General features: G+C 67.4%; 17 protein-coding genes. 4 read left to right on the top strand and 13 right to left on the bottom strand.

The annotated features are described in order from the left end of the window. Window positions 1-63: 63 nt before the first annotated feature. The 3 genes from DIS04_RS17090 to DIS04_RS17080 form a co-directional block, all read right to left on the bottom strand. A complete protein-coding gene (locus DIS04_RS17090; RefSeq protein WP_111414995.1) occupies window positions 64-624 on the bottom strand; it encodes a flavin reductase family protein in 561 nt (186 codons plus the stop codon). A gap of 197 nt (window positions 625-821) precedes the next feature. Further along, entirely contained in the window at window positions 822-1,781 is a 960-nt protein-coding gene (locus DIS04_RS17085) for a quinone oxidoreductase family protein (RefSeq protein ID WP_111414994.1), read from the bottom strand. 55 nt (window positions 1,782-1,836) lie between these two features. Then, window positions 1,837-2,583: an SDR family NAD(P)-dependent oxidoreductase gene (locus DIS04_RS17080; protein ID WP_111414993.1), complete on the bottom strand. Its 747-nt coding sequence runs from the start codon at window positions 2,581-2,583 to the stop codon at window positions 1,837-1,839. Between the two features lie 106 nt (window positions 2,584-2,689). Between DIS04_RS17080 and DIS04_RS17075 the strand changes: the two genes are divergently transcribed. Next, on the top strand, window positions 2,690-3,037 hold the full coding sequence (locus DIS04_RS17075) for a winged helix-turn-helix transcriptional regulator (protein ID WP_111414992.1): 348 nt from the start codon (window positions 2,690-2,692) through the stop codon (window positions 3,035-3,037). Between the two features lie 193 nt (window positions 3,038-3,230). On the opposite strand, the gene pcaG is transcribed toward DIS04_RS17075, so the two are convergent. The 10 genes from pcaG to DIS04_RS17025 all read right to left on the bottom strand — a co-directional run bounded on the left by pcaG (window position 3,231) and on the right by DIS04_RS17025 (window position 13,835). Continuing rightward, window positions 3,231-3,863: a protocatechuate 3,4-dioxygenase subunit alpha gene (gene pcaG / locus DIS04_RS17070; RefSeq protein ID WP_111414991.1), complete on the bottom strand. Its 633-nt coding sequence runs from the start codon at window positions 3,861-3,863 to the stop codon at window positions 3,231-3,233. Between the two features lie 13 nt (window positions 3,864-3,876). Continuing rightward, on the bottom strand, window positions 3,877-4,617 hold the full coding sequence (pcaH, locus tag DIS04_RS17065) for a protocatechuate 3,4-dioxygenase subunit beta (protein ID WP_111414990.1): 741 nt from the start codon (window positions 4,615-4,617) through the stop codon (window positions 3,877-3,879). Between the two features lie 131 nt (window positions 4,618-4,748). Next, a complete protein-coding gene (gene pcaQ, locus DIS04_RS17060; RefSeq protein ID WP_111414989.1) occupies window positions 4,749-5,684 on the bottom strand; it encodes a pca operon transcription factor PcaQ in 936 nt (311 codons plus the stop codon). A gap of 9 nt (window positions 5,685-5,693) precedes the next feature. Then, window positions 5,694-6,890, bottom strand: a complete 1,197-nt coding sequence (locus tag DIS04_RS17055; protein ID WP_111414988.1) for an MFS transporter — start codon at window positions 6,888-6,890, stop codon at window positions 5,694-5,696. Window positions 6,891-7,016: 126 nt separating this feature from the next. Beyond that, a complete protein-coding gene (locus DIS04_RS17050) occupies window positions 7,017-8,216 on the bottom strand; it encodes an alpha/beta fold hydrolase (RefSeq protein WP_111414987.1) in 1,200 nt (399 codons plus the stop codon). A 77-nt stretch (window positions 8,217-8,293) separates the two neighbouring features. After that, the gene (pcaF, locus tag DIS04_RS17045; protein ID WP_111414986.1) at window positions 8,294-9,496 is read right to left on the bottom strand and encodes a 3-oxoadipyl-CoA thiolase; all 1,203 of its coding nucleotides are present in this window, start codon (window positions 9,494-9,496) and stop codon (window positions 8,294-8,296) included. Between the two features lie 18 nt (window positions 9,497-9,514). Next, a complete protein-coding gene (locus DIS04_RS17040) occupies window positions 9,515-10,303 on the bottom strand; it encodes a CoA-transferase subunit beta (protein WP_111414985.1) in 789 nt (262 codons plus the stop codon). After that, entirely contained in the window at window positions 10,303-11,133 is an 831-nt protein-coding gene (locus DIS04_RS17035) for a CoA transferase subunit A (protein ID WP_111414984.1), read from the bottom strand. The genes DIS04_RS17040 and DIS04_RS17035 overlap by 1 nt, the downstream gene beginning before the upstream one ends. A gap of 314 nt (window positions 11,134-11,447) precedes the next feature. After that, window positions 11,448-12,278 (bottom strand): 3-oxoadipate:acetyl-CoA acetyltransferase, encoded by an 831-nt coding sequence (locus DIS04_RS17030; protein WP_111414983.1) that lies wholly within the window; start codon window positions 12,276-12,278, stop codon window positions 11,448-11,450. Window positions 12,279-12,485: 207 nt separating this feature from the next. Further along, a complete protein-coding gene (locus tag DIS04_RS17025) occupies window positions 12,486-13,835 on the bottom strand; it encodes a class-II fumarase/aspartase family protein (protein ID WP_111414982.1) in 1,350 nt (449 codons plus the stop codon). Window positions 13,836-13,969: 134 nt separating this feature from the next. Between DIS04_RS17025 and DIS04_RS17020 the strand changes: the two genes are divergently transcribed. The 3 genes from DIS04_RS17020 (at window position 13,970) to DIS04_RS17010 (ending at window position 16,633) form a co-directional block, all read left to right on the top strand. Continuing rightward, a complete protein-coding gene (locus DIS04_RS17020; protein WP_111415046.1) occupies window positions 13,970-14,755 on the top strand; it encodes an IclR family transcriptional regulator domain-containing protein in 786 nt (261 codons plus the stop codon). A 71-nt stretch (window positions 14,756-14,826) separates the two neighbouring features. Then, a complete protein-coding gene (locus tag DIS04_RS17015; RefSeq protein ID WP_111414981.1) occupies window positions 14,827-15,606 on the top strand; it encodes an IclR family transcriptional regulator in 780 nt (259 codons plus the stop codon). A 70-nt stretch (window positions 15,607-15,676) separates the two neighbouring features. Beyond that, complete coding sequence (locus tag DIS04_RS17010) at window positions 15,677-16,633, top strand: AEC family transporter (RefSeq protein ID WP_111414980.1); 957 nt, start codon at window positions 15,677-15,679, stop codon at window positions 16,631-16,633. The last annotated feature ends 65 nt before the right edge of the window (window positions 16,634-16,698 follow it).

Here is a 16,698-nt window from a genome sequence, read left to right as displayed (position 1 = left end):
AGAAGGCATCGAGGCCCGAGTGGCCGCTGTCGAAGCAGGTGCCCAGGCAATCATCGACAAGAGCTACAGCATCTGTGGCAAGAACTGCTCGCGGCGGTCGATGATCGCGCCGGCTACCATGAAGACGCCATCGCCGGTGTAGTGGAGCGTCTCGGGGTAGTCGGGCGATACCGATGCACGGGCCGACACGACTTCCCAGATGAAGAAGTTGTAACGCTCCACCAAAGCGTCGTCGAACAGCCGGCATTCGAAGTGCGCATGGCATTCAGCAATCAGCGGGGCGCCTACCCGCTCCGCCGACTGCGCGGTCAGCCCGAAATGCTCGAACTTGTCGACCTCGGCTCCGCTGCTATTACCGATGCCCACCACCTGATCGGTCAGGGCAGTCGTCGGCAGGTTGATGACACACTCGCGGCTACGGCGGATCATCTCGAAACTGTGGTTGCCGGCCGAGATGATGCAGCCCACCAGCGACGGAGAGAATGCCATCACCGTGTGCCAGCCCATGGTCATGATGTTCCGCTGCCCTTCCCAAGCAGATGAGACCAGCACGATGGGCCCCGGCTCCAGATAGCGACGCACATTTTCCAGCGGCACTGAGGCTTTCTCGGCGTGTTGGCTCATGACGGCGCAATCCACTCGCTAGCTAACGACACTGCAAGAAGTGTAGCGGATTGAGGGGCAAGATCACTCGATGCTGGCGGCCGTTCGGCGATCTCACCGAGGACGTCCTAGCTCTCCATCGCTACGAATGCTTCGGCGATGGTGGGAGGCGCCGTGGAACGGGCACATGCCTTCGCGGCGGTCCCGGGTCTTGCAAGTCAAGGGACAAGGACGACCCGGCCCAGAATGGAATTTTCCTCGGCATAGGCATGTGCCGCCGCGACTTCGCAAAGCGAAAACCGTCGATCGATGGGAACCTCCAGCTCACCGGTGGCGGCCAGGCGCAACATGTCGTCGACCGTTCTGTGGACTTCGGGTTTTTCGAGCTGGCTGCCCATGAACACACCCAGAAGCGTCTGGTTGGCCTGCAAGGCAGGCCAGAGGTCCAGGTCCAGCGACGCGCGCCCTGCATTGCCGACAAAGACCAGACGGCCCTCGGGCCGGAGTGCGGCAAGCGATCCCGCGAGCGTGGACCCGACGGGATCGACGACCAGATCCACGCCGCGGCCGTCGGTCAGCCGCATGACGGCCGCGGTCACATCCTCTGAGCGGTGGTCGATCGCTGCGTCCAGCCCATAAGCCAGCAGTCGCGCAGCGCGATCCGCGCCCGAGACGGTTGCCAATACCTTCGAACCGGCGCGATGTGCCAGTTGGATCGCCGCGACCCCGACGCTGCCCGCTCCGCCCTGCACGAGCAGGGTCTCGCCGTCGACCAGGTTTCCGCGCGCAAACAGGCTGTGATGGGCGGTTCCAAACGAAATGGGCAGGGCGGCCGCAGCCGCCATCTGCAACCCGTCCGGCACGATCCATGTTCGCGTGGCCTTCACGGCGCGCAATTCGGCATGGGACCCGCCCATGTCGAATGACGTCACCTTTTGCCCGATGAAGCGGCCGCGAACCTTCGCGCCAACCTCGACGATCTCGCCCGAGGCTGCATAGCCAGGAACGTGGCTTGCTGCCTGAGGCGCCGCCGTCGCCCGATTGATGAGATCGCCCCCCTCGATCGAGATTGCCTCCACCCGGAGGAGTACTCCATCCTCGGGACAAACCGGAGCCTCGACTTCTGTGTAGCTCAGGACCTCCGGTCCGCCTGGAACATCATAATATGCAGCCTTCATGTTCTGTCCTTCCATCGCCCAAGCAATAAAGCTCAGGATCTGGTTTGTACGGCCATCAGATTTGTGCGGCCCCGCCGTCAGCGAAGACCTCGCTACCGGTCATGAAGCTGCTTTCGTCCGAGGCAAGAAAGAGCGCCACCGCCGCCGTCTCCTCGGGGTGTCCGATACGACCGAGTGGTATCTGCGAGGCAAAGCCCTCCAGCAACGCATCTTCCTCGCCGGCATTTGCCAAGCCCTTGAGGCCGGGTGTCTCGGTGGCGCCGGGAGAGAGTACGTTTACGCGGATGCCTGTCCCTTTCAGGTCCAGCGCCCAGCTGCGGGCAAAATTGCGGATGGCAGCCTTGGTCGCGCTGTAGACACTGAACGCAGGCGTTCCCGTCGAGCCGGTGGTCGAACCGGTGAGGATGATGGATCCACCGGCCTGCATAAGCGGCAGAGCCTTTTGCACCGTGAACAGCGTTCCCTTGACGTTGACGTCGAAGGTCAAATCGAACGACGCCTCGTCGATGGTGCCAAGCGGAGCTAGCGTTCCAAGCCCGGCATTGGCGAAAAGAATGTCTATTCGTCCGCTCTTCGCACGCACCGTCGCGAACAACCGATCAAGATCGTCCAGTCGCGAAACGTCGCCCTGCACCGCGGTCACTCCGGAGCCGATCGTCTCCACCGCCCTGTCCAGCTCCTCCTGACGACGGCCGGTAATGAAAACCTCGGCACCTTCTGCCACGAACCGTTTGGCCGTCGCCAGACCGATGCCGCTGTTGCCGCCGGTTATGACGGCGATTTTACCTTCAAGCCTGCCCATCTCGATCTCCTGGAAAAATGGAATCCGCTTCGAGATAGAGAGTAGAGGCTTGCTTTCCTTTCTTAAAGTATGCACCTTTTGGTAAGTACTATCTGGAGCATGCGAAATGACAACATCTGGTTTTATCTGCGGGCTGGACGCTGCGTTGGCTGTCATCGGGGGCAAGTGGAAACCTTTGATCCTGTTCCACCTCGCCCACCAAGCGCGGCGTTATGGCGACCTGAGGCGCGCCATCGGCAATGTCAGTGACAAGATGCTCATTCAGCAACTCAAGGAATTGGAGGCTGATGGAATCGTCGACCGGCTCGACTTCAAGGAAATTCCGCCGAAAGTCGAATATTCCCTCACTGCGTTCGGCCAGACCCTCGCCGAAGCCTTGAAGCCACTCTGCGCCTGGGGAACGGAACATATGACTGAGGTTGAGCACCTTATGTCACGGCGCTCGGTACCGTGATCGCCGCCTGCTCGAAGACCCCGCGACCGTCGAGGTGATGCTCAATCCCGACGGCCGGCTCTGCAGGAATTCGGACGGTGGACGCATCATCTTCATCGGCTCGGGTATCGCCAGCCGTGGGGGTTTTCTGGGAGCCGGCACGTGCGCCGGCTCTCGGGGTCTTGCGGCCCTCGTCGGGCAGATTCGCTGCGGATCAGAAATCGAAGAACACGGTCTCGCCTTCGCCCTGCAGCCTGATGTCGAGGCGGTAGCGTACCTTGCCGTCGGCCTCTTCGCGCTTGGCGATGAGGGTCTGACGGCGGGTCGGCGACTCGATGCGGGAGAGCACCGGGCAGGCGGCGTTGGCCTCGGCTTCGTCCTCGAAGTAGAGGCGGGTCTGCAGCTGGATGTTGATGCCGCGGGCGAAGATCGCCAGGTTGATGTGCGGCGCCATGAGCTGGCCGCTGGGGTGGGCCACCGGGCCGGGCTTGACGGTCTTGAGCGACCATTCGCTGCCGTGGTCGAAGGTGGTGGCGGTGCGCCCGAAGCTGTTGAACGGCTTCTTGAGGTCGAACTCGGGCTGGTAGACGCCGTTGGCGTCGGCCTGCCAGGCCTCGAGGAAGGCGTCGCGCACCAGGTCGCCGTTGCCATCGATCACGGTGCCGACGACTTCGATCAGCTCGCCTTCGGCACCGGACTTGGCCATCTCGTTCCAGATCTCTTCGTCGCGGGTCGGGTTGCCCGCGGCGGCCAGGGCCAGGCCGATGTGCACGTAGGGCCCGGCGGTCTGGGAGGCGGTCTCACGCAGCATCAGCTCGCTGGTGGGAACGCTGTTTGGCTGTTTCATCTCTGTTCCCTCCTCACTGATTTTCGAAAAAGGTCTGCAGCTCACCGCGTACCACCAGGTCGAAGCGGTAGGCCAGGCAGTCCATGGGCTTGCTGCGCGCCATGTCGAGGCGGCCGATCATGGTCTCGACCGCGGCCGGGTCCTTGATGGTATTGACGATGGGGCACAGCGGAATCAGCGGATCGCCCTCGAAGTACATCTGGGTGATCAGGCGGGTGGAGATCGAGGGGCCCATCACCGAGACGTGGATGTGCGAGGGGCGCCAGCTGTTGGGGTCGTTGGGCCAGGGGTACGGGCCGGGCTTGATGGTGCGGAAGCGGTACCAGCCCTGCTCGTCGGTGAGGGTACGGCCCACGCCGCCGAAACCGGGGTCGAGCGGGGCGAGGTAGCGGTCGTTCTTGTGGCGGTAGCGCCCGCCGGCGTTGGCCTGCCACATCTCGACCAGGGTGTGCGGCACCGGCTTGCCGAACTGGTCGATCACGCGGCCGAACATGATGATGCGCTCGCCCACCGGCAGGCCCGCCGCGCCCACCAGTGTGGGGTCTTCACGGAAGTTGAGCAGCAGGTCGTTGTCGTGGGGGCCCATGCGCAGGTGGCGGAAGTCGGGGCCGGTGAGTTCGGAAGCGGTGGCTTGCTGCATGCTGGCCAGGGCCTGCTGCGGCGAGCGGGGCACGCTGGTCTTGTAGCCGGGGGCGTAGGCCGGAGGGTGCCAGTTACGGTCGCGCTCCACGAAGCGCTTGTTGTGATCTTGCATGGCGTGTCGTCTCTTGGGGAGAGTGGTCTTGTCTCGCCCAGTGTGGCCTCTCGCCAAAGGCCCGCCAATTGACGACTCGGGCACCCAACATAACCGCTGGGTTATGCTGCATTGCGCTATGACGGCTGCTTTCAGCTGCTCCCGGCGCCACGTTCCGCGCTCACCTCGCGCAGCACTTCGCAGAAGGCCTCCAGCGCCAGCGAGGGCTGCATGCTGGCGTTGTAGCACAGCCCGACGGAGCCGCCGCGGGGTTCCAGCTCGATGCCGAGGCGACTCAGCCGCCCCGCCGCCAGGTCCTCGGCCACGGCCTCTTCGGGCACGACCCAGATGGCGTCGCTCTCCAGGGTGTAGTGGCGGCTGATGGGCAACGAGAGCGTCTCCAGCCGCTGGCTCATCAGCGTCAGCGAGTGGCGCACGCAGAAGCTGTCGACCTGCTGGCGCAGGGTGGTCTGCAGGGGCGGCAGCACCCAGGGGAATTCGCCCAGCCGGGCGGCGTCGAGCGGCGCGATGCCAGCCAGCGGATGGCCGCGGCGCACGCACAGCAGCAGCGGCTCGTAGTAGAGGTGTTCGAAGGCCAGGTCGCGGATCTCGCGGGCCTCGGTCATGCGCCCCACCACCAGATCGAGCTCGCCGCGGCGCAGGCGTGAGAGCAGGAAGGCGCTGGCGCCGACCACCACGTTGACGCCCACCGCGTTCTGCCCGCCGGGCGCGGCGTGCCAGCGGCGGATGGCCTCGGGCAGCAGCCGGCTCTCCACCGTGGAGAGCGCTCCCACGCGCAGGTCGTGGGCGCCCAGGCGCACGTCGCCGACCGCCGCCACGCCCTCTTCCAGCGCGCGCATGGCCGGCCCGGCATGGCGCAGCAGGGTCAGGCCCGCCTGGGTCAGCGCCACGCCCTGGGGCGTGCGTTCGAACAGCGCCGCGCCGAGGCTCTCTTCCAGCTCGCGAATGGTCTTGGAGATACCCGGCTGGGTGATCGCCAGTCGCGCGGCGGCCCGGGCGAAGCTGCGCTGGCGGGCCACCTCGAGGAAGGCCTGCAGATGGCGCAGCTTGATACGGGCGTTGAGCATGGGGTCTTCCTACTGGCGTGAAGCGAGCAGCCGCGGGGTGACGCCCATGGCGACCAGGCTGATCAGCAGGGTCGGCAGGAAGGCCAGCGCCACGGTTCCCGAGAGATCGTTGAGCCAGCCGCCGACCACGGTGATGCCGAATACCAGAAGGTACCCGAAGAACAGCATGCCGGCCATCAGCCGCGGCAGCGCCTCGAGGCGCACCAGCCAGGCCGGCAGCGCCAGCACGAAGATGAACAGCGCGCTGGTGAAGAAGCCGAACACGCCCGCCGCCCACACCACGTGGCCGCCCGGCAGCCACAGCATCAGCGGCAGGGCCAGCAGCGCCAGGGCGGTGATGCCGATCAGCGGCCGGGGCCGCCCCATCAGCCGGTCGGCGTAGAAGATCAGCAGCCCCGAGGAGAGCATCTGGGCGCCGTTGAGCGCCGTGAGACTGGGCGCCAGCAGGTCGAGGCGCGCACTCGCCTCGAGCAGCGGCGGCAGGAAGACGTTGCCGGTGAAGTAGAGCGCCGCCGCCGCGCCGAGCAGGGCCACCAGGCGCCACGTGCGGCCATCGCGCACGTTGGGCAGGGTCAGGCTGGCGCTACGTGAGCCGTTGGCCATGGCCGGAAGCTGCCGGCAGCCGACGATCAGCGCCAGCATCAGCAGCGGCACCGGCGCCACCCACAGGGTGAAGGCCCACTGCCAGTAGGCGCCGAGCCAGGCCGCGGCCAGGGGGCCAGTGGCGCCCGCCGCCAGCAGCTCGCCCACCAGCAGGCCGTTGGTGTACACCGCCGAGGCGCGGCCGATGCGACCGGGCGCCCACAGCTTGGCGAGTACCGGCATCGCCGTCTGCATGAAGGCGATGCCCACCCCCATCAGCACGGTGGCCAGCATGAAGGCGATAAAGCCCTCGGGCAGGCTGCGCAGCGCACTGCCCAGCGCCATGACGGCGAGCCCCAGCAGCATGCTGGGCAGCGTACCGACCCGCGCCAGCAGCCAGCCGGCCAGCAGGGCGCCGAAGGCCAGGGTGACCAGCGGCAGGCTGGTGGCGATCGCCACCTCGCTGCTGGTAAAGCCCAGCACCGCCTTGAGCTGGGGAATCAGCGGCGGCACCACCAGCACTGTAAGGCGCAGGTAGAGCCCCAGGCACCACAGCAGGCCGTAGGCCAGCAGGGCCTGGCGCAGCTCGCTCGGCGGCGGTGGGGTGGTGGTGTCCTGGGTCATGCCCTGCTCTCCTGGTCACGAATGCCCTGCCCATAAAGCCGAAACCGGCCAAAGGCCGGTTCGGATCATGCCATGCGGCACGTCTTGTTAGCACTCTAACGAAAGTCTAGGGCGTCTCACGCCGAGTCAATTCAACTCCTCACCCCAGCCCAGCTCCTTGGCCAACGCAAACGCATGGTTCGCCGCCGGCACCCCGGCGTAGATCGCCACGTGCATCAGTACCTGGCGCAGCTCCGCTTCGGAGAGGCCGATGCGCTTGGCGGTCTTGAGGTGCAGCACCAGCTCCTCGCGGCCCAGAGCGGCGAGGATGCCGGTGGTGATCAGGCTGCGCTCGCGGCGGGTGAGGTCGTCGTTGCTCCACAGCTCGCCCCAGGCCAGCCGGGTGATCATCTGCTGGAAGGGGGCGTCGAGGCTGTTGGCGTTCCGGCTGGCGCGGGCGACGTGCTCCTCGCCAAGCACCTGCTTGCGGGTCTCGAGACCCTCGGCATAGCTTACGCCGCGCTCGCCGACGTCCTCACGCTCGCTGGCCATCCACAGCAGCAGCCGCTTGGCCATGGCGGCGGGCGCCTCCACCGAGGGCACGTGGGCGATGCCTTCGAGGATCTCCAGCGGCGCCCCGCCACACTCGGCGGCCAGGGCCTGCAAGGTCTCCGGCGGGGTGGCCACGTCGGCGCTGCCGCCGAGCAGGTGCACGCCGATGCCCGGATGCTCGGCGAGCGGCCCTTTCAGCTTGCCGCGGAAATCGGTGCGGCCGAGCATCTCGCACAGGCGGGCGTAGGATTCGTCGTCGCCACGCCCCATCTGGGTGCACCAGCCGGCCTTGAGCGCCGGTGCGGCCTCGAAGCAGGCCGGCGCGAACCAGCGCGGCACGATCTCCTCGGCCATGGCCGCCAGGCCTTCCTGACGAATGCGCTCGGCGCGTGTGCTCCACAGCTCCTGGTTGCCGATCACCGCGCCGGTATTGGTCAGAGTGACGGTGTAGAGCCGCTCGGCGTGTTCAGCGATCAGTTGCTGACCGACCACACCGCCGATGGAAGTGCCGACAAAGTGGAAGCGTGACGCACCGGCATGCTCGACCAGCGCCAGCGCCTCTCGGGCCAGCGCCGCCGGGGTGATCTCGCCGCCCTCGGCCGGCCAGGCCTGGCTGGCACCGTGGCCGGGCAGGTCCCAGGTCAGCACGCGGTAGCGTGGCAGCAGCGCCGGCAGCAGCTCGTCCCACACCGCCTGGCTCATGCCCAGCGGGTGCGCCAGCACCACCAGCGGCAGCGCCTCGGGGCCGAGCAGGCGATAGGCGACGCTGCGGCCGTCGACGTTCAGAAATGCCATGTTCCTTCTCCCTGCAGTGCAACGGGAAAAGCCGGCAGTTCATCCCCACCGGCCCCGGTTCATACTTTCAGTCTCGCTTAAGTGCGCTCAATCAGGGTAGCGATCCCCTGCCCCACGCCCACGCACATGGTGCACAGCGCGTAGCGCTTGCCGGTGCGCTGCAGCTCGTGAGCGGCGGTGAGCAGCAGGCGGGCGCCGGACATGCCCAGCGGGTGGCCCAGTGCGATGGCGCCGCCGTTGGGGTTGACCCGTGGGTCGTCGTCGGCGAGCCCCAGGTCCCGCGTGCAGGCGAGTGCCTGGGCGGCGAAGGCCTCGTTGAACTCGAAGATGTCGATCTCGTCCATGGTCACGCCGGTGCGCTCGAGCAGCTTGCGTACCGCCGGCACCGGGCCGTAGCCCATGATGCGCGGCTCGACGCCGGCCGTGGCCATGCCGATGATGCGGGCCATGGGCTTGAGCCCATGTTGCTCCACCGCGGCCCGGCTCGCCACCAGCATGGCGGCGGCGCCGTCGTTGACGCCGGAAGCGTTGCCGGCGGTGACGCTGCCGCCCTCGCGGAACGGCGTCGGCAGCCCGGCCAGCTTCTCCAGGGTGGTCTCGCGCGGGTGCTCGTCGGTGTCGAACACCAGCGGCTCCTGCTTGCGCCGGGGGATCTCGATGGGCGTGATCTCGATGGCGAAGCGACCCGCCTTCTGCGCGGCGGCGGCCTTCTGCTGGGAGCGCAGGGCAAAGGCGTCCTGGTCCTCGCGGGAGATGTTGAACTGTTCGGCCACGTTCTCGGCGGTCTCCGGCATGGAGTCGATGCCGTAGGCCTTCTTCATCAGCGGATTGACGAAGCGCCAGCCGATGGTGGTGTCCTCGATCTTCTGGCCGCGGGAGAAGGCGCTGTCGGCCTTGCCCAGCACGTAGGGCGCGCGGGACATCGACTCCACGCCGCCGGCCAGGGCCAGCTCCATCTCGCCGGCCTTGATGGCGCGGAAGGCGGTGCCCACCGCATCCATGCCGGAGCCGCACAGGCGGTTCATGGTAGTGCCGGGCACCGAGGTGGGCAGGCCCGCCAGCAGGGCGGACATGCGCGCCACGTTGCGGTTGTCCTCGCCGGCCTGGTTGGCGCAGCCCATGAAGACCTCTTCGATGGCGGCCGGGTCAAGGTCCGGGGCATCATTCAGCACCGCCTTGAAGATGGTGGCGGCGAAGTCGTCGGGGCGCACGCTGGCCAGGGTGCCGCCGAAGCGGCCGATGGCGGTGCGCCGCGGATGGCAAAGGAATACGTCGGTCATCGTTCTCTCCTGTCCGGCCTACTGGCCACTATGAGCGCGGGCGGTCCTGGCCTTGAGCTCGCGCAGGACCTCGAGCTCGCGGGCCGAGGGCTCCGGGGTGCTCTCCAGCGTGTCGGCGAAGCGGATCTCCCAGCCGGTGGCCTCGATCACGTCCTCGCGGCTCACGCCCGGGTGCAGCGAGACCACTACCAGCTCCCTGGTCTCGGGGTCGGGCTTCATCACGCACAGGTCGGTGATGACCCGGGTCGGCCCCTTGCCGATGTTGGGCACGCCGTCGCGGCCCTTGCCGTCGCGGCCGAAGCCCAGGGTGGTGACGAAGTCGACCCGGTCGACGAAGGCGCGCCTGGAGTGCTTCAGGGTGATGAACACCTCACCGGCGTTCGTCGCGATTTCCGGCGCACCGCCGCCTCCCGGCAGGCGCACCTTGGGCTCGCGGTAGTCGCCGATCAGGGTGGTGTTGAGGTTGCAGTAGCGGTCGATCTGGGCGGTACCCAGGAAGCCCACGTCGATCTTGCCGCCCTGCAGCCAGTAGCGAAACATCTCCGGCACCGAGACGGTGGTGAGCGCGGTCTCGGCCAGCTCGCCGTCGCCGATGGAGAGCGGCAGCACGTCGGGCTTGGTCTGCAGGGTGCCGGATTCGTAGATCAGCACCACGTCCGGCGCATGCGTCAGGCGCGCCAGGTTGGCCGCCTCGCTGGGCAGGCCGATACCGACGAAGCAGGTCATGCCGTTCTCCAGCGCGCGGGCCGCGGTGACGGTCATCATCTCCGCCGAGGTGTAGTCCAGGCACTTTTCGACGGTACTCATCAGGCGTTCCCCCCTGCGTTCATGACGTTCTCTTCGATCCAGCGGGTGAAGGTGTCGCGGTCGCGGGCGATGGCGTCCCACTCCTTGTAGAAGGCGTTGTTGCGCGGGTAGTAGCCGTGGGCATAGGAGGGCAGCGAGCCCTTCTCGGCCACGGCGATGGCGCTGATGGCCCAGCCCGGGATGATGCAGGCGTTGGGGTGATAGTCGGCCTCGGCGCGCAGATCGTCGACGATCTCCTCCACCGTGACAATGCTCTGCCTGGCCGCCAGCACCGCTTCCTTCTGCACGCCGACGATGCCCTCCACCAGCACGTTGCCGGCGCGGTCGGCCTTCTGCGCATGCACGATGGAGACGTCCGGGCGCACCGCCGGCACCGCGGCCAGGCGCTCGCCGGTGAACGGGCACTCGATGAACTTGATCTGGTCGTTGACGCTGGGCAGCTCGCTGCCCACGTAGCCGCGCAGCACGGCCAGCGGCAGCCCGGCGGCACCGGCCTCGAAGGCACAGGCCATGGCGGCGTGGCTGTGCTCGAGGATCTCGACCTTGTGCGGCCAGCCCTTCTCTACCGCATCGCGCAGGCGGTGCAGCGAGCCCACGCCGGGGTTGCCGCCCCAGGAGAAGATCACTTTTTTGGCGCAGCCGGCGCCGATCATCTGATCGTAGACCAGGTCCGGCGTCATGCGGATCAGGGTCAGGTCGCGCTTGCGCTGTCGGATCAGCTCGTGACCGGCGGCGAAGGGAATCAGGTGGGTAAAGCCCTCCATGGCCACGGTGGCGCCGTCTTCGACGTAGCGTGCCACCGCGTCATGCAGGCTCAGGAACTCGGCCATGGTCGTCCTCCTGGCGGGTGCTCTCGATCAAGTTCGTATATCGAACTTTGTTTTGTGATGCGAACAAGTTAACTCCCTGCCACTTCGTCGTCAAATTCGCGGCTACCGGGCAAAAGCCGGGGCGAGGCTGGGCCTCACCGGCTCGGAACAGGAAATTCCATGATTTTTCATTGCATAACGCCGCCTGCCGCCAAGCAGCGGCGAGCCGGATGCGGGCCCCACCCCTACCAAGGTATAGGCAGGGTCCGTACCGGGGCGCGGGCTGCCGGCTTGGGCCGGTGTCAGTGGCCCGCGCCGCCCTGCGGCGTGGAAGCTCAGGCGGACGCCAGGCCGAGGATCTCGCGGGCCTGCTGCCAGGTGGCCACCGGGCGCTCGTACTTCTCGCACAGGGCCACGGCACGCTCGACCAGGGCGGCATTGGACGGTGCCAGGGTGTCGCGGTCGAGCCGCACGTTGTCTTCCAGGCCGGTGCGGGTGTGGCCACCCGCGGCGATGGACCATTCATTCAGCAGGAGCTGGTTGGGGCCGATGCCGGCACCGCACCACTGGGCATCCGGCGCCAGGCGCTTCAGGGTCTCGATGTAGAAGTCGAAGGTCGGCCTGTCCGCCGGCATGGCGTTCCTGACCCCCATCACGAACTGAACGTAGAGGGGCGCCTTGAGCTTGCCCTGCCTGGAAAGCTGCACCGCCTGGTGGATGTGCGACAGGTCGAAGGCTTCGATCTCGGGCTTGATGGCATATTTCAACATCTCGTCGGCGAGCCACTCCACCAGCTGCGGCGGGTTCTCGTAGACGCGATTGGGGAAGTTGTTGGAGCCCACCGAGAGACTGGCCATATCCGGCTTGAGCGGCAGCATGCCGCCCCGCTCCTGGCCGGCACCGGAGCGCCCGCCGGTCGAAAGCTGGATGATCATCCCGGGGCAGTGCTTCCTGAGCCCCTCCATCAAGCGGGCGAACTTCTCGGGGTCCGACGTCGGGCTCTGGTCGTCGTTGCGCACATGACAGTGGGCGATGGTGGCGCCGGCTTCGAAAGCCGCCTGGGTGCTCTCGATCTGCTCCTCGAGAGTAATGGGGACGGCGGGGTTGTTCTCCTTGCGCGGCAAGCTGCCGGTGATGGCAACGCAGATGATGCAGGGGCTGGACATGATGACCTCTCGAGGAACCGGAGCGCAGCCAGGCATCGGAACTGGGCCTGGCGAGCCCCACGACGTTCGCATTACGAACATTATTTTGTGATACGAACAATCTAGCGCCATGTACCGCGCCCGTCAAATCGTCAACCGCGCATAAAGCAAAGGGGAGGCCAGGCCTCCCCTTTGCAGGAACGTGAAAAACAGCGCCGACTCGGGGCGTTATCCAGCCAGCCAGGCCATGGCGCGGCGCACCTGGGCTTGGCTGCTACCAAGGTATGAAGCAGGGTCGGTCGCCCGGCGCAGGGACTCGACGTCGAGCTGCCCCTGAGCCTGGGCGATCTCGGCATGCGCCGCGAGCGCCTCGGCATAGGGCACGCCCTGCCGGCGCGCCGTCTCGGCGGCCTCGGCGCTGATCCGCTTGGCGGCGTCCTGGCCCAGCACCGGTGCCAGCTGGCGCGATAGCGGCTCGGCCATGATGCCGCCGCCGGTGGCCGCCAGGTTGCGCCGCATCGCCTCGGGGTTCACCTCGAGCCCCTCGAGCAGCACGGCGGCCTGCTCCAGTGCGCCCTCCAGCAGCAGCGCGCTGTCGATCAGCGGCGCCCACTCGGCGTGCCACTCCCCCAGCCCGCGCTCCAACGGCTGGGCGGTGGCATTGAGCAATACCGTGGTGTAGCCGTGCACCTGCCGCGTCGCGCCGCGGATCAGCGCGCAGCGCACCGGATTGCGCTTGTGCGGCATGGAGGAGGATTCGCCCATGCCCGGCGCCGCCGGCTCGGCCACCTCGCCCACTTCGGTCTGGGTCAGCAGGGCAACATCCAGCGCCAGCTTCTCGGCGGCCCCGGCTGCGCCATCGAGCGCCGTGGCCAGCGCATGAACCGGCAGGCGATCGGTGTGCCAGGGCAAGACCGGGGCATCCAGGCCGAGGCGCTGCGCCAGGGCGTCCATGACATCGAGGCCCAGCGTCTCCCAGCCCGGCCTGTCTAAACCAGAGTGCACCCCCACGGCGCCGCCGAACTGCAGCGGCAGCTCGAGCGTGGCGAGGCGCCGGCGCGCCTGCTCCAGGCCGATGGCCCAGTGCGCCACCTTGACGCCGAAGGTGATCGGCAGGGCCTGCTGCATCAGGGTGCGCCCCACCATCACCGTCTGCTCATGGGCCTGCATGAGCGTGATCGCCGCCGCGCGACAGCGCAGTAGCAGGGCCTCCAGCGCGGCCAGCCGCGGCTTGAGCAGCAGCATCAGGGCGGAGTCGATCACGTCCTGGCTGGTGGCGCCCATGTGGAAGTAGCGCTTGAGTTCGTTCGGCAGCACGGCGCGCGCCTGCTTGACGAAGGGAATGGCCGCGTTGCCGCCGCTGGCCACGCCTGCCGCCAGCGCCGCGAGATCGAAGGCATGCGCTTTGAGCGCGCGCCGCATCGCCTCGCTCGTGCCCTCGGGCATGGCGCCTCGCGCCTCCTGCACCTCGGCCAGGCCCAGCTCGAAGGCGAGCATGGCCTCGATCATGGCCTGAGCGTTGCACTGGGTCAGGGCCGACTGGCCCATGAAGGGATGCCGAAGCAGCTCGTCAGGCATATCATGCACTCCGTGGCGGAAAGGCTCAGACTCTCGGCTTAGCCCATAGTCGTACATATGTTCGCAACACGAACACTATGCTAGATTGAAGCACTCCGATGGAGCAACTCATCCAGGACAATGACGGCACAGAAATGACAACAGAGGAAGAGGTTCTCAGCCCGGACGACCGGGACTTCGTCACCGCCCTGGCCAGCGGCCTGGAGGTCATCCTGGCCTTCGACGAGACCCATTCGCGCATGACCCTGAGCGAAGTCGCCAGCCGCACCGGGATGAACCGTGCCCGCGCCCGACGCTTCCTGCTCACGCTGCATGCGCTGGGCTACGTGAAGAAGCAGGGTCGCTACTTCGAGCTGGCCCCCCGGGTGCTTCAGCTGGGCTACGCGTTTCTCTCCGCCAACAACTATCGTAGCGTGATCCAGCAGGTGCTGGAGGACATCACCGCCGAGAGCGGCGAATCCTCCTCCCTCGGCGTGCTCGACGGCGACGACGTCATCTACGTGGCGCGCTCCTCGGCTCGCCACCGGCTGATGGCGATCACGCTCTCCGTGGGCACCCGCCTGCCCGCCGCGCATACCTCGATGGGCCGTGTGCTGCTGGCCCAGCTCTCCGATGCCGAGCTCGATGCCTATCTCGAGCGGGTCAGGCTGGAGCGCTACACCGACAAGACCGTGACCGACAGGAGCGCGCTCAAGAAGTGCATCCTCAAGGTGCGCCAGCAGGGCTACGCCATCGCCGACCAGGAGCTCGACTCGGGGCTGCGCTCGCTCGCGGTGCCGGCCTTCGATGCCAACGGCAAGCTGCTCGGCGCGATCAACATCAGCACCAACGCCGCGCGGGTGGATCTCGACACCCTGATGAAGGAGTACCTGCCGCTGCTGCAGCAGAAGGCCCGCGACATCCGCACCACCATCAGCTGAAGACGCACCTGCGGCATGACTTTTCCTGAACGCGATTCTAGAATAGCTCTTTTGGCCAGGGAGGCAATGTCATGGCGGGTAGTCTGATCGAACGCACCCTCGGGGTGCTTGAGGCCCTTTCCGAGGATGCCGACGGGTTGCCGCTGCTGGTCGTCGCCGAGCGCCTGGGCATCCCCAAGAGCGCGGCGCATCGCATCTGCCACGAGCTGATCCGCCTCGGCCATGTGCGCCAGGACCCCGCCAGCCAGCGCTATCAGCTCACCACCCGGCTGGTGGCCATGAGCTTGCGCTATCTCTCCAGCACCGGCGCCAGCGATATCGTCCAGCCGGTGCTCGACCGCCTGGCCGAGCAGAGCGGCGAGCTGGTGCGGCTGTCGATCATCGAGGGCTCGCGCCTGACCTGGATCGCCAAGGCCCAGGGCGCCCGCAGCGGCCTGCGCTACGACCCCGACATGGGCAAGGAGGCTCCGCTGTTCTGCACCGCCAGCGGCCATGCCTGGCTGGCCGCGCTCAGCGACGAAGAGGCCCTGGCGCTGGTCGACACCCAGGGCATGGACACCGACCACCCGCTCGGGCCCAACGCTCCGCGCAGCAAGCGGGCCCTGCTCGAACACCTGAACCAGGCTCGCCGGCGCGGCTACAGCTGGACCCACGACAGCATGGGCCCCGGCACCGCGGCCATGGCGGCCCTGGTGCGCCACCCGCTGGATGGGCACCCGCAGGGCGTGCTGAGCATCGCCGGCCCCAGTGTGCGGCTCGACGAACAGCGCGTGAAGGAGCTTGGCCCCGCGCTGGTGACCGCCGCCGAGGAGCTCTCCCAGGCCACGCCCTCCTCGCGCCTCTTCATCTGATCGTCACCTGCACGATGCGGCCGGCCGGGACCTCTCGGCCCGGCCGCGGCCGACCGGCTCGGAGGCCGACATGCTCGATATCCTCGCCATCACCACGCCGATCTTCCTGTTGATCGGTGCCGGCTACCTGGCCATGGGCACGCGCCTGGTGAACCGGGAGCAACTCCAGGGCGTGGCGATCTTCGTGCTCTACTTCGCGCTGCCCGCCCTGGTGATCCGCGCCCTGACCCAGAACCCGCTCGATGAGGTCATCCACAAGCCCTACCTGCTGGCCTACGGCCTGGGCTCCGCCGCCATCTTCGGCCTCGCCCTGCTGCTGACCCTGACGCTGCAGCGCAAGCCGCTGAGCGAGGCCGCCATGCACGCCCTGGGCATGTCCGCCTCGAACAGCGGCTTCATCGGCTACCCCGTCGCGGCCATGGTGCTGGGCACCTCGCCGGCGGCCGTCTTCCTGGCGCTGAACATGGTGATCGAGAACCTGCTGATCATTCCGGCGGCGCTGATCCTCGCCGAGGCGGGCCGCCAGAGCGGCGCCGGCATCGTCACCGTGGCACGCAAGACCCTGCTGCGGCTGGTGCGCAACCCCATCCTGATCGGGCTGGCCGCGGGCCTGCTGCTGGCCGTGACGGAGAGCGCCCTGCCGCGACCCCTGGCCCAGGTGGTCGAGATGCTGGCCAGCGCCGCCGGCCCCGCGGCACTGTTCGTCATCGGCGGCACCCTGTTCGGCCTGCAGGTCCGCGGCATGCTGCGCAACGTCGGTCAGATTGTCGTCGGCAAGCTGATCCTTCACCCCCTGGCCGTGCTCGGCCTGTTCCTGCTGATGCCGGACACGGACCCGATGCTGGTGGCCGGCGCCCTGCTGTTCGCCTGTGCGCCGATGATCAGCATCTACCCCCTGCTCGGCCAGCGCTACGGCATGGCCGGCGTCAGCGCCGCCGCGCTGATGGTGGCCACGCTGGCCGCCTTCGTGACGTTGAGCACGGGCATCTGGCTGCTGGACCTGTCCGGCCTGCTGCCGAACCGCTGAGCGCTCGCGGTAGGCCGGGAAACGATTGCAAAAAACTGGAACATTGTTCTAAATTATAGCAGAAC

The organism is Billgrantia lactosivorans (assembly GCF_003254665.1).
Classification (GTDB): Bacteria; Pseudomonadota; Gammaproteobacteria; order Pseudomonadales; family Halomonadaceae; genus Halomonas; species Halomonas lactosivorans.
Note: the sequence above shows the minus strand (reverse complement) of the source record. Positions and strands in the feature narration are given on the sequence as shown.

Coding starts and splice junctions, on each gene's coding strand:
- DIS04_RS17090 (WP_111414995.1), bottom strand. CDS start 624: ATGAGCCAACACGCCGAGAAAGCCTCAGTGCCGCTGGAAAATGTGCGT.
- DIS04_RS17085 (WP_111414994.1), bottom strand. CDS start 1,781: ATGAAGGCTGCATATTATGATGTTCCAGGCGGACCGGAGGTCCTGAGC.
- DIS04_RS17080 (WP_111414993.1), bottom strand. CDS start 2,583: ATGGGCAGGCTTGAAGGTAAAATCGCCGTCATAACCGGCGGCAACAGC.
- DIS04_RS17075 (WP_111414992.1), top strand. CDS start 2,690: ATGACAACATCTGGTTTTATCTGCGGGCTGGACGCTGCGTTGGCTGTC.
- pcaG (WP_111414991.1), bottom strand. CDS start 3,863: ATGAAACAGCCAAACAGCGTTCCCACCAGCGAGCTGATGCTGCGTGAG.
- pcaH (WP_111414990.1), bottom strand. CDS start 4,617: ATGCAAGATCACAACAAGCGCTTCGTGGAGCGCGACCGTAACTGGCAC.
- pcaQ (WP_111414989.1), bottom strand. CDS start 5,684: ATGCTCAACGCCCGTATCAAGCTGCGCCATCTGCAGGCCTTCCTCGAG.
- DIS04_RS17055 (WP_111414988.1), bottom strand. CDS start 6,890: ATGACCCAGGACACCACCACCCCACCGCCGCCGAGCGAGCTGCGCCAG.
- DIS04_RS17050 (WP_111414987.1), bottom strand. CDS start 8,216: ATGGCATTTCTGAACGTCGACGGCCGCAGCGTCGCCTATCGCCTGCTC.
- pcaF (WP_111414986.1), bottom strand. CDS start 9,496: ATGACCGACGTATTCCTTTGCCATCCGCGGCGCACCGCCATCGGCCGC.
- DIS04_RS17040 (WP_111414985.1), bottom strand. CDS start 10,303: ATGAGTACCGTCGAAAAGTGCCTGGACTACACCTCGGCGGAGATGATG.
- DIS04_RS17035 (WP_111414984.1), bottom strand. CDS start 11,133: ATGGCCGAGTTCCTGAGCCTGCATGACGCGGTGGCACGCTACGTCGAA.
- DIS04_RS17030 (WP_111414983.1), bottom strand. CDS start 12,278: ATGTCCAGCCCCTGCATCATCTGCGTTGCCATCACCGGCAGCTTGCCG.
- DIS04_RS17025 (WP_111414982.1), bottom strand. CDS start 13,835: ATGCCTGACGAGCTGCTTCGGCATCCCTTCATGGGCCAGTCGGCCCTG.
- DIS04_RS17020 (WP_111415046.1), top strand. CDS start 13,970: ATGACAACAGAGGAAGAGGTTCTCAGCCCGGACGACCGGGACTTCGTC.
- DIS04_RS17015 (WP_111414981.1), top strand. CDS start 14,827: ATGGCGGGTAGTCTGATCGAACGCACCCTCGGGGTGCTTGAGGCCCTT.
- DIS04_RS17010 (WP_111414980.1), top strand. CDS start 15,677: ATGCTCGATATCCTCGCCATCACCACGCCGATCTTCCTGTTGATCGGT.